The sequence below is a fragment of the Pseudomonas protegens genome (genome assembly GCF_003732485.1).
GTDB classification, from domain to species: domain Bacteria; phylum Pseudomonadota; class Gammaproteobacteria; order Pseudomonadales; family Pseudomonadaceae; genus Aquipseudomonas; species Aquipseudomonas protegens_B.
The window spans coordinates 61,549-72,688 of the sequence record NZ_MOAK01000034.1 but is presented as its reverse complement, the minus strand read 5'-3'; the positions used below and the strand labels follow the sequence as shown (position 1 = coordinate 72,688).

At 62.2% G+C, this 11,140-nt stretch carries 11 protein-coding genes; 4 read left to right on the top strand and 7 right to left on the bottom strand.

Annotated elements, in window-relative coordinates; translation table 11 throughout:
- The 4 genes from BLX41_RS33550 to gpmI form a co-directional block, all read right to left on the bottom strand.
- A partial coding sequence (locus BLX41_RS33550) for a S41 family peptidase (protein ID WP_185073410.1) occupies window positions 1–1,256 on the bottom strand: 1,256 nt, incomplete at its 3' end.
- 31 nt (window positions 1,257–1,287) lie between these two features.
- On the bottom strand, window positions 1,288–2,574 hold the full coding sequence (locus tag BLX41_RS05890) for a murein hydrolase activator EnvC family protein (protein WP_123724140.1): 1,287 nt from the start codon (window positions 2,572–2,574) through the stop codon (window positions 1,288–1,290).
- A 220-nt stretch (window positions 2,575–2,794) separates the two neighbouring features.
- Window positions 2,795–3,715: a DUF1460 domain-containing protein gene (locus tag BLX41_RS05885; protein ID WP_123724139.1), complete on the bottom strand. Its 921-nt coding sequence runs from the start codon at window positions 3,713–3,715 to the stop codon at window positions 2,795–2,797.
- Between the two features lie 186 nt (window positions 3,716–3,901).
- Window positions 3,902–5,437, bottom strand: coding sequence for a 2,3-bisphosphoglycerate-independent phosphoglycerate mutase (gene gpmI / locus BLX41_RS05880; protein WP_123724138.1), 1,536 nt, complete (start codon window positions 5,435–5,437; stop codon window positions 3,902–3,904).
- A 165-nt stretch (window positions 5,438–5,602) separates the two neighbouring features.
- Between gpmI and BLX41_RS05875 the strand changes: the two genes are divergently transcribed.
- Genes BLX41_RS05875 through secB form a run of 3 tightly spaced genes read left to right on the top strand, consistent with a single transcriptional unit; the run spans window position 5,603 to window position 6,795 of the window.
- Window positions 5,603–6,016 (top strand): rhodanese-like domain-containing protein, encoded by a 414-nt coding sequence (locus BLX41_RS05875; RefSeq protein WP_123724137.1) that lies wholly within the window; start codon window positions 5,603–5,605, stop codon window positions 6,014–6,016.
- A complete protein-coding gene (grxC, locus tag BLX41_RS05870; RefSeq protein WP_102882126.1) occupies window positions 6,016–6,270 on the top strand; it encodes a glutaredoxin 3 in 255 nt (84 codons plus the stop codon). Before BLX41_RS05875 ends, grxC begins: the two co-directional genes overlap by 1 nt.
- A 42-nt stretch (window positions 6,271–6,312) precedes the next feature.
- Complete coding sequence (secB, locus tag BLX41_RS05865) at window positions 6,313–6,795, top strand: protein-export chaperone SecB (RefSeq protein WP_016963308.1); 483 nt, start codon at window positions 6,313–6,315, stop codon at window positions 6,793–6,795.
- 96 nt (window positions 6,796–6,891) lie between these two features.
- On the opposite strand, the gene trmL is transcribed toward secB, so the two are convergent.
- On the bottom strand, window positions 6,892–7,347 hold the full coding sequence (gene trmL / locus BLX41_RS05860) for a tRNA (uridine(34)/cytosine(34)/5-carboxymethylaminomethyluridine(34)-2'-O)-methyltransferase TrmL (RefSeq protein ID WP_011058750.1): 456 nt from the start codon (window positions 7,345–7,347) through the stop codon (window positions 6,892–6,894).
- Between trmL and BLX41_RS05855 the strand changes: the two genes are divergently transcribed.
- Entirely contained in the window at window positions 7,346–7,786 is a 441-nt protein-coding gene (locus tag BLX41_RS05855; RefSeq protein ID WP_123724136.1) for a hypothetical protein, read from the top strand. The two genes, trmL and BLX41_RS05855, sit on opposite strands and share 2 nt — an antisense overlap.
- A gap of 699 nt (window positions 7,787–8,485) precedes the next feature.
- Here BLX41_RS05855 and ntrC read toward each other — a convergent pair.
- Entirely contained in the window at window positions 8,486–9,922 is a 1,437-nt protein-coding gene (ntrC, locus tag BLX41_RS05850; RefSeq protein ID WP_016963311.1) for a nitrogen regulation protein NR(I), read from the bottom strand.
- The gene (gene glnL, locus BLX41_RS05845) at window positions 9,919–11,004 is read right to left on the bottom strand and encodes a nitrogen regulation protein NR(II) (RefSeq protein WP_123724135.1); all 1,086 of its coding nucleotides are present in this window, start codon (window positions 11,002–11,004) and stop codon (window positions 9,919–9,921) included. The genes ntrC and glnL overlap by 4 nt, the downstream gene beginning before the upstream one ends.
- Window positions 11,005–11,140 lie beyond the last annotated feature (136 nt).

Below are 11,140 nucleotides of genomic sequence, written 5' to 3'. Positions count from 1 at the left end.
GGGTAGTCGTCACCCTGCGGCATCGGCTTGGCCTTGCTCGACGAGCCGCTCGGCTTGTCGGCACCACCGTTGCCGTTGCCCAGGTGACCCTGCAGGTCCGCTTCCTTGAAGTACTCGCCGTCCTGGGTCTCGCTGGTGATCTTGGCGCGGCGCACTTCGATGTCCGGAACGATGCCCTGGGCCTGGATCGAGCGGCCGTTGGGGGTGAAGTACAGGGCGGTGGTGATCTTCAGCGCACGGTCGTTGTTCAGCGGCAGCACGGTCTGTACCGAGCCTTTGCCGAAGCTGGTGGTGCCCATCAGCACCGCGCGTTTCTGGTCCTGCAGGGCGCCGGCGACGATTTCCGAAGCCGAGGCGCTGCCGCCGTTGATCAGCACCACCATCGGCACGGCTTCGCTCTCGTCCTTGCCGGTGGCGGAGAAGCGCAGCTCGGAGTTGGCGATGCGGCCCTTGGTGTAGACGATCAGGCCCTTGGTGATGAAGTGGTCCACCACTTCCACCGCGGCCTGCAGCACGCCGCCCGGGTTGTTGCGCAGGTCGAGGACGATGCCGTTGAGCTTCTTGCCGTTGTCCTTGCGCAGCTTGGCCAGGGCCTTGGAGACTTCCTCGCCGGTCTTGACCTGGAACTGGGTGATGCGGATGTAGCCGTAGCCCGACTCCAGCAGCTGGCTCTTCACGCTTTTCACCTGGATGGTGGCGCGGGCCAGGGTCACGTCGAACGGCGTACCGCCGTCGCGCACCAGGGTCAGGGTGATTTTCTGGCCGATCTTGCCGCGCATCTTGTCCACGGCTTCGGTCATGGTCTGGCCGCGGGTCGGCTGGCCGTTGATCTTGACGATCAGGTCGCCGGCCTGGATGCCGGCCTTGGACGCTGGAGTGTCGTCGATGGGCGAGACCACTTTGATAAAGCCGTCTTCGGCCCCGACTTCAATGCCCAGGCCGCCGAATTCGCCGCTGGTGCTTTCCTGCAGTTCGGCGAAGTCCTCCGGTCCCAGGTAGGCCGAATGCGGGTCGAGGTTGCTGAGCATGCCCTTGATGGCATTCTCCAGCAGGGTCTTGTCATCCACGGGTTCGACATAGGCCGCCTTGATCCGGTCCATGACCTCGGCAAAGGTGCGCAGTTCTTCCAGCGGCAAAGGTGCCTTGGTGGTCGCGGCGGTCGCCGATGGAGCGGTTTCGGCGGCAAACGCCAGAGGCGCTCCGATCACCAGGGCGATCGTCAGGGCCAGCGAGGTAAGGCGGGACAAATGCAGCATGTCGAACGAACTCCTAATTTAGATGCAGCGCTTATCCTTGCGCGTGGCACCACTGTGCCGGGTCGCTGGGGCGGCCCTGCTGACGAATTGCAAAGTACAGCGCAGGAGTGTCCTGTCCGCCACTATTGCCCACTGTGGAGATGGACTCTCCGGCCTTGACCACATCACCGGCTTCTTTGAGCAGTGTCTGGTTATGTCCGTAGAGACTTAGGTAACCGTTGCCATGATCGAGGATCACCAGCAGCCCGGCACCGCGCAGCCAGTCGGCGAACACTACCCGGCCACCGTGTACGGCGTGCACCTGGCTGCCGGCGGCGGCGCTGATCATCACCCCGTCCCACTTGGAACGGGAGTCGTCGCCACGGGTTTCACCAAAGCGTGCCAGCAGTCGACCATCAACGGGCCATGGAAGTTTTCCCCGGGCTGCAGCAAATGCACCGCCGAAGGAAGGGCCGGCGCTGGAAACCAAGGCGCCCGGGCTTGATCTGACGGGCTTGCGCGGGGCATCGCTGGCGTCGGCCTGGGCCTCACGTAAACGCTTTTTTTCGGCTTCCTGCTGGGCGATCAGCGCTTTCTGGCGCGCTTCTTCTGCCTCGCGGGCCTGGCGGGCCAGGGTTTCTTCAATGGTTTTCAGGACCTTGGCCAGGTCGGCCTGGTCCTGTTCGCGGGCCTTGAGCTTGTCGTCCCGGGCCTTCACGTCGTTGTTCAGCTTGGCCAGGGCCAACTGCCGCTCTTTGCGGACCTTGTCGAGTTCTTCACGCTGGGTGTCGAGGCTGCTCTTCTGCACCAGCAACTGGGCCTGTTGCAGGGAAATGTCCTTTTCCACATTGGCCAGCTGACGCAGGGTTTCGTTGAAGTTCTTCAACTGCTCCAGGCGCGCCTGGCTCAGGTAGTCGTAATAGGTCAGGGTGCGGGCGAATTTTTCCGGATTCTGCTGGTTGAGCAGCAGCTTGAGGTATTCCTGGCGCCCGTTCTGGTAGGCCGCGCGGGCCTGGATGGCGATCAGTCGTTGCTGTTCAGTGCGCGCGCTCTGGAGTTTTTTTTTCTCCTCATCGAGTCGCTGCAGCTCGGATTCGCTTTTTTTCAGCTCTTTCTGCAGGGCTTCGACCTGCTTCTCCAGCTTGCCCATCTCGGTCTCGGTGCCGCGCAGGTCTTTCTGCACGCCGGACTTCTCTTCCTGCAGCTTGCCCAGCAGCTTTTTCAGCTCGGCAATGTCCTGACGCGTGGCGTCCAACTGTTGTTGGGTTTGCGCGCGCTCATCGGCAAAAGCCGGTTGGAGCAGGCAGATCAGAGCAAGGGCAATCAGGGCGCGAAGCATAGAGGCGGGCGACACCAGGGAAAGGGACGGTCTAGTATGCCCGCCCATCGCTGCAAAAAAAACGCCTCAAAGCCAACTGCTTTGAGGCGTTCGTCATAAAAAGCCGTTTCCGGCCCATTATTGGGCCTTTTGCTATCAGGATGCAGGCGGTTATTGCCGCCGACCCCGATCGAGCCGGGCCCGTTCGCTGGAGTGGCTGGCGGCGGAATGCCGTTGGCCATCAGCCGTGAGTAAGCGCCTGGCTTGGTTGTCGTGCTGATTGCGCGTCGATTTTCGGCGCCGACTGCGGGATGAAAGCCTGGCCGTCTTGTCGAGTTCGCAACACCACGATGCCCGGGATGTTCTGCACGTATTCCATGAAGGGTGAATCCATGACCTCGCGTTGCCTCTTCTTGGACGATGCATTGCGCAGCACGGGGCCGTTGGCGGTTTTGACGAAGAGCCCGGTATGGGTGACGTCCAGGCCCGCAAGATGGGTGTAGATGCCGATGTAGTCGCCAGTCTGCAGGCGGCTGAGCAACTGTTCGTCAATCGACGTGCTGGGTATGTAGGTAATGTCGCGTTCAACCAGGGGCAGGCCTGGCAGGTAAAGGTCACCGTTAGCCTTTTGGTTGAGGTGTTTAGTCACGGTCACCGCATCCGCGCTGAGCTGCGCAGTCAGGTCTTCGGTCAGCGGTTGCCCGGCATGCGCCCAATCCGTGAAGAAGTGCCGGCGGTCTGCATAGTGCACGCCGTCGCCGGTATAGCGGGTCTGGATGAGGTTCTTGATGAAGCTGTCCTGGTCGGTGGATTTGCGCAGAGCCTCGACGTAATCCAGGTAGGTGAAGCAATCCAGGCCCCTGAAGTCGACGACCAGCTTCTCCGCCAGGGTCGCCGAGCCCTGCAGCATGTTCGCTGCATAAGGCGTGTGCATGAACTCCCGTGAAATCTGCTCGCTCAGTTGGCCCATGCTGTCTGCCTCGGCCTGTTGGCGGAGCTTGAGCAGGGCGTTCAGTTTCTCGGCGGTGTAGCTATCCATTTCTACCGAGGGATGCTGATCCTCGAGTGAAGCCACTTCAGGTGTGTGCTTGTGATCAACATGAGCAGGGTTGGCGCAACCTGCGAGGACGGAGGCTAAAAAAAGTACGGCAGTCTTGTTCATTCGGTTTTCTCCAGATGCCGCGCAATCGTAACTGATAACTATTGCTGTTTGCGTGCTGGTGCCGCGGATTGTGCTTTCTGGATTCGCTCATCAGGTGCAGAGGCAGCGAGGAAATGGCTGCTGCTGATACGCAAACGCCCGATACGGCGTATCGGGCGTTTGCGCAGGAAACAGCCAGCTTCAGCTTCAGGCTTCCAGCAGTATCGACTTGCCGGTCATCTCTTCAGGCTGCGCCAGGCCCAGCAGTTTGAGCATGGTGGGCGCCACGTCCGCCAGGACCCCGCCTTCGCGGACTTTCAGCGCACGCTTGCCCACATAGATGAAAGGCACCGGCTCGGTGGTGTGGGCCGTGTGGGCCTGGCCGGTGGACTCGTCGGACATCTGCTCGACGTTGCCGTGGTCCGCTGTGATCAGCGCTTCGCCGCCCACTTTTTCCAGGGCATCGACGATGCGGCCGACACACAGGTCCAGGCATTCAACGGCTTTCACTGCGGCTGCGAACACACCGCTGTGGCCGACCATGTCGCCGTTGGCGTAGTTGACGATGATCACGTCGTAACGCTGGTGCTCGATGGCATCGACGATCTTGTCGGTGACTTCCGGAGCGCTCATTTCCGGTTGCAGGTCGTAGGTGGCGACTTTCGGCGACGGGATCAGGATGCGCTCTTCGCCCGGGAACGGCTCTTCACGGCCGCCGGAGAAGAAGAAGGTCACGTGAGCGTATTTCTCGGTTTCGGCAATGCGCAGCTGGGTCTTGCCGTTTTTCGCCAAATAATCGCCCAGCACGTTTTCCAGGCTGCCCGGAGCGAAGGCCGACGGCGCGGGGATGCTGGCGGCGTACTGGGTGAGCATGACAAAGCCGGCCAGCTTTGGCTGGCGCGCACGTTCGAAGTCCTTGAAGTCGTCCTCGACGAAGACCCGGGTCAGCTCGCGGGCCCGGTCGGCGCGGAAGTTCATGAACACCACGGCATCGCCGTCTTCGACCTTGACCGGTTCGCCGATGGTGGTGGCCTTGACGAATTCGTCGCTCTCTTCACGGGCGTAGGCGGCTTGCAGGCCTTCCTGGGCAGTGGCGGCGTTGAATTGGCCCTGGCCGTCGACGATCAGGTTGTAGGCCTGGGCCACGCGGTCCCAGCGATTGTCGCGGTCCATGGCGAAGTAACGGCCGATCAGGCTGGCGATGCGGCCCTTGCCCAGGGTCTTGAAGGTTTCGTCCAGCAGTTCGATGGACGATTGGGCGCTTTTGGGCGGCGTATCGCGACCGTCGAGGAAGGCGTGCAGGTAGATCTTCTCGGCGCCACGCTTGAAGGCCAGTTCGGCCATGGCGATCAGGTGGTCCTGGTGGCTGTGCACGCCGCCGTCCGACAGCAGGCCGAGGATGTGCACGGCCTTGTCGGCGGCCACGGCCTTGTCCACGGCCGCGCAAATGGTCGGGTTCTCGAAGAACTCACCGTCACGGATGGCCTTGGTCACCCGGGTGAAGTCCTGATACACCACGCGACCGGCGCCCAGGTTCATGTGGCCGACTTCGGAGTTGCCCATCTGCCCGTCCGGCAGGCCGACGTCCATGCCCGAGCCGGAGATCAGGCCGTTGGGCATGCTGGCGCACAAGCGGTCCAGGACTGGCTTCTTGGCCGCATAGACGGCGTTGGATTCGTGGCTCTCGCTGTGACCGAAGCCATCCAGAATCATCAGGACCAAAGGTTTAGGCGTGGTAGTCATGGCGTCCACTCGTGGCTGGATAGGAAAGTGTTGAAAAGGGAGGTGTTGAAAAAGGGAGTGGCAGTTTAAAGCGAAGTTCCGGTGGCGTCACCGCCGGGCGGGGTTTGGCCGACCTTGAGGGCTGTGTATACTGGCCGACATTTTAACGCCCTGGAACCTCCTTAGATGGTTGCTCACCTGATTCAATTCGCCACTGAACACTACTTGCTCGTCGGCGCCTTCGCCATCCTGCTGGCTCTGTTGATCGCTCATGAATTGAGCCGCGGTGGCCGCAGCCTCAGCACCCGTGAACTGACCGCGCTGGTCAACAGCGAGCAGGGCGTAGTGATCGATATCCGTCCGTCCAAGGACTTCGCTGCCGGCCACATTGTCGGCGCGCTGAACATTCCCCAGGACAAGCTGACCGCCCGCGTCGGCGAGCTGGAGAAGCACAAGGCCAAGACCATCATCCTGGTGGACGCCCAAGGCCAGCACGCCGGCACCCACGCCCGTGAACTGCTGAAGTCCGGGTTCACCGCGGCCAAACTGTCCGGCGGCGTGTCCAGCTGGAAAGCCGACAACCTGCCATTGGTGAAGTAATGCCCAAGGTCATCGTCTACTCCAGTGATTACTGCCCTTACTGCTCGCGGGCCAAGCATCTGCTCGGGAGCAAAGGCGTAGCCTTCGAAGAGATCAAGGTCGATGGCAAGCCGCAGGTGCGCGCCGATATGGCCCAGAAGGCCGGACGCACGTCCGTGCCGCAGATCTGGATCGGTGCCACCCATGTAGGTGGTTGTGATGATTTGTTTGCCCTGGAGCGCGCCGGCAAGCTCGACGCGCTGCTGGCGGCCTGAAATTCCTAACCCTATAGACCCCAAGATCAAGAAGGATCTGAGATGACTGACCAACAGAACACTGCTGCTGCCGAAGACGAAAGCGCACCGCAATTCTCCCTGCAGCGCATCTACGTGCGTGACCTGTCCTTCGAAGCGCCGAAAAGCCCGGCCATCTTCCGCCAGCAGTGGGAACCAAGCGTCGGCCTGGACCTGAACACCCGTCAGAAAGCCCTGGAAGCCGACTTCCACGAAGTGGTGCTGACCCTGTCCGTGACCGTGAAGAACGGCGACGAAGTGGCCTTCATCGCTGAAGTGCAACAGGCCGGCATCTTCCTGATCAAGAACCTGGACGAGGCTTCCATGAGCCACACCCTGGGTGCCTTCTGCCCGAACATCCTGTTCCCTTACGCTCGCGAAGCGCTGGACAGCCTGGTGACCCGTGGTTCGTTCCCGGCCCTGATGCTGGCCCCGGTGAACTTCGACGCGCTGTACGCCCAGGAACTGCAACGTCTGCAGTCCGCCGGCGAGAACACCGTTCAATAAGAGCGTCGCCCGTGCATGAAAAAAGCGCCATTACAGGCGCTTTTTTCATGCACGGGCGAAACCTGTAGGAGCGGGCTTGCCCGCGAACTCCAGGCCCTACTTGAACCCCAACTGCCGCCAGCCTTCATAGACGGCCACGGCCACGGTGTTGGACAGATTCAGGCTGCGGCAGCCTTCGCGCATGGGCAGGCGCAGGCGCTGCTCGCCCGGCAGGGCGTCCAGTACGTCCGCCGGCAGGCCGCGGCTCTCGGGGCCGAACAGGAAGGCGTCGCCCTCCTGGAAACTGGCGTCATGGAAGGGCCGCGAGCCCTTGGTGGTGAAGGCGAACAGGCGCGGATGGCCAAGGCTTTCCAGGCAGCTGGCAAGGTCGGCATGGCGTTGCAGGGTGGCGTATTCGTGATAGTCGAGGCCGGCACGGCGCAGGCGCTTGTCGTCCATTTCGAAACCCAGCGGCTCGATCAAATGCAGGTGGCAGCCGCTGTTGGCGCACAGCCTGATAACGTTGCCGGTATTCGGCGGAATTTCTGGTTGAAAGAGGATGACGTGAAACATGCACGGCTCCGAAGAGAAAGACAGGCTGCATTCTACGCCTGAAGCGTACCCGCGACCGAAGCTAATGCTGCGGGTATTCGGCTCCCTGGCGATTGTCGGGATGATGGTGGGACTGATGATCGGCCGCCTGACCCAGCCCGATCCTGTGGAACTGCAGCAGGTCGAGGTGGCCACTGATGGCCTGGTGCTGTGGTTCAACCATGAACCCAAGGTTCACGGCGAACATATCGACGGCGCCGTGGCGTTGCTGTTCGACGCCCAGGGACGCGCGCAGAACGGTCAGCTACAGGTCAATCAGAAGAATGTGAACTGGCGGGTGCGCCTGGCGGACCAGGGCTTGCTGCTGAACCTGGTGGCCGCCCGGCCGTTGCGGGGCGATTGGGCGGGTAGCGAGGTGCAGGGGCGCTGGCGCCTGGCGATCCACCTGCGCGAGGAATAAAAGAGGGAAACCCCGGCCTGCCTGTACCAAGGCCCCCAAAAGCGGGAGGGGCTGATCGCCTTGGGGGCGATGAGTCCCGGTGTAAAGAAGGGGATTCCCGGCCTGCCTGTACCAGGGTCCCCGAAAGGGTTGTGGGCACGTCGCTTACAGCGTGATGAGCCCGGTGTTAAAGAGGGAAGCCCCAGCCTGCCTGTACTGAGGTTCCCGAAAGCTTGGCTCGTCGCGATGCGCGTGATGAGCCCGGAGTTAAAGAGGGAATTCCCGGCCTGCCTGTACCGAGGTTCCCGAAAATGTGGCCCGTCGCTGTGAGCGTGATGGGCCGGGTATTAAAGAGGGGAATCCCCGGCCTGCCTGTACCAAGGTCCCCTAAACTGGGTAGTGATGGGGTTATTGCAGGGGGCGTGCCAACTCTGGCCGATGGTGCATGAATTGCCTGGATGAAAAGCCGAAAGCCCCGGATTCCGGGGCTTTTGCGTTTTCGAAGGGATAATTTTCAGATTTGAAGGCCAGGCCTTGAATGATGGCGCTGTGCTCGATTGCGGTTCATCGCGCCTTCGGGCAGTGCATGCACCCCATCCTGGTGCACGCACATCCTCGTCGTAGGAGCCGGCTTGCCGGCGAAAGCGCCGGTCAGCGCTCTGCAAGGCTCAAGGGCCTTTTCGCTGGCAAGCCAGCTCCTACGTGCCGTGGGGCGGGGCTTCAGCCTTCTTCGCTTTCGTCCTCGTCGCCACCGTCCACCTTCATTCCCAGCTCCTTGATCTTGCGGGTCAGGGTGTTGCGACCCCAACCCAGCAGGACTGCGGCGTCGCGGCGGCGGCCGGCGGTGTGCTTGAGGGCGGTCTCGATCATGATCCGCTCGAAACTCGGTACCGCGCTGTCCAGAAGGCTCGATTGCCCACGGGCCAGGGCCTGGTCGGCCCACTGGCGCAGGGCCTGTTCCCAGTTGGTCACCGGCGCCGAATCCTGAGGCAGGCTCAACAGCTCCGGAGGCAGGTCGCTGATGTGCACCTCGCGTCCCGACGCCATGACCGTGATCCAGCGGCAGGTGTTCTCCAGCTGGCGCACGTTGCCCGGCCAGGGCAGGTTCTTCAGGTACTCCTCGGTTTCGTTCTTCAGCAACTTGGGTTCCACCGCCAGTTCCTGGGCGGCACGGCTGAGGAAGTGCTTGGCCAGGGTCGGGATGTCTTCACGACGGTCCGACAGGCGCGGAATGTGGATGCGGATCACGTTGAGGCGGTGGAACAGGTCCTCACGGAACTTGCCGGCATGCACCAGGGTTTCCAGGTTCTGGTGAGTGGCGGCGATGATCCGTACATCGACCTTGACTGGAGTATGTCCACCGACCCGGTAGAACTCGCCATCGGCCAGAACCCGCAGCAGGCGAGTCTGGGTATCGGCGGGCATATCACCGATTTCGTCGAGGAACAGGGTGCCACCATCGGCTTGCTCGAAACGTCCACGGCGCAGGTTGGCGGCGCCGGTGAAGGCGCCTTTTTCATGGCCGAACAGCTCGGACTCCATCAGGTCCTTGGGAATCGCCGCCATGTTCAGGGCGATGAACGGCGAAGCCGCCCGCGGGCTGTGGCGATGCAGGGCGTGGGCCACCAGTTCCTTGCCGGTGCCCGACTCACCGTTGATCAACACCGTGATGTTGGAGTGACTCAAGCGCCCGATGGCGCGGAACACCTCCTGCATCGCCGGCGCTTCGCCGATGATCTCCGGGGTGCGAGCCAGGGTCGGGGCCACTTCCAGGCCCTGCTGCTCCTGAGCATGCTGGTTGGCACGCTTGACCAGGGACACTGCCTCATCCACATCGAACGGCTTGGGCAGGTACTCGAAGGCCCCGCCCTGGTAGGAGGCGACCGCGCTGTCCAGGTCCGAATGCGCGGTCATGATGATCACCGGCAGACGCGGGTGCAGCTCGCGAATCCGCGCCAGCAGGTCGAGGCCGCTGGCACCGGGCATACGGATGTCGGAGATGATCACGTCCGGCTGCTGGCGTGCCAGGCGACTCATCACCCCATCGGCGCTGTCGAAGCTCTGGGTGGTCATGCCTTCCTGTTGCAAGGCTTTTTCCAGGACCCAACGGATAGAACGGTCGTCATCGACGATCCACACGGTTTCACTACGGCTCATGTCGATGGGGCTCCTTGTTCCAGAGGCAGAAAGATCGAGAAGGTGGTGTGGCCGGGATGGCTGTCACATTCGATCAGGCCCTGGTGCTGGCTGATGATGTTCTGGGTGATGGCCAGACCCAGCCCGGTACCGTCCGGCCGGCCGCTGACCATGGGGAAGAAAAGGGTGTCCTGCAGCTCTGCGGGGATGCCCGGGCCGTTGTCGATGATCTCGATCTTGGTCACCAGGCGATGGCGCACATGGCCGATGGTGAACTGGCGCATGGTGCGGCTGCGCAGGGTGATGCGCCCCAGGCGCATTTCGTTCTGGGTGCTGATGGCCTGCATGGCGTTGCGCACGATGTTGAGCACCGCCTGGATCATCTGCTCGCGGTCGATCAATACGTCGGGAATGCTCGGGTCGTAATCGCGTACCAGGGTGATGCAGCCCTGGCTTTCGGCTTCCACCAGGCTGCTGACCCGCTCCAGCACTTCATGGATGTTGGTCAGTGCCAGGGACGGCAGCTTGTTCGAGCCCAGCATGCGATCCACCAGGTTTCGCAGGCGGTCGGCCTCTTCGATGATGACGTTGGTGTAGTCCTTGAGGCTTTCTTCGGGCAGCTCCCGGGCCAGCAATTGTGCGGCGCCGCGAATCCCTCCCAGAGGGTTCTTGATCTCGTGGGCCAGGCCGCGCACCAGCATCTTGCTGGTTTCCTGCTTGGACAGCTGGGCCTCTTCCTTGGTGATGCGCAGCAACCGGTCGCGAGGGTGGACCTCCAGCAGCAACAGGGTGTCGCCATTGCTGAGGATCGGCGTCACCGCGTAGTCGACGGTCAGGGTCTGGCCGGTCAGGGCGGTGAGCATGGCTTCGCGCTTGGTGAACGGGTGCGCCTGTTCCACTGCCTGGCGCAGGGAGCTCAAGGCTTCGGCGGATTCGGTGAACAGCTCGCTGATGAATTGCCCATGGCTGCGCTGGCCGCTGATGGCCAGGAGCATCTCCGCCGCCGGATTCATGTACTCAAGGCGCAGGTCGGCGTTGAGCAGGATGGTGGCGGTGGTCAGGTTGTCCAGAAGCAGACGGTGCAGTGGGTCGCTGATGGTCATGGGTAAAGGGTGACCTCTTTTGAAGCAAGACAATCCGGGGCCGGTCCCGAAGTGCGCGCGCGGGTAAGGCGCTGATGTGGAGAAAATGCAAAAACCAAACCAAGGCTCCGAAAAGAAGCGTCCAAGCCCTGAAACA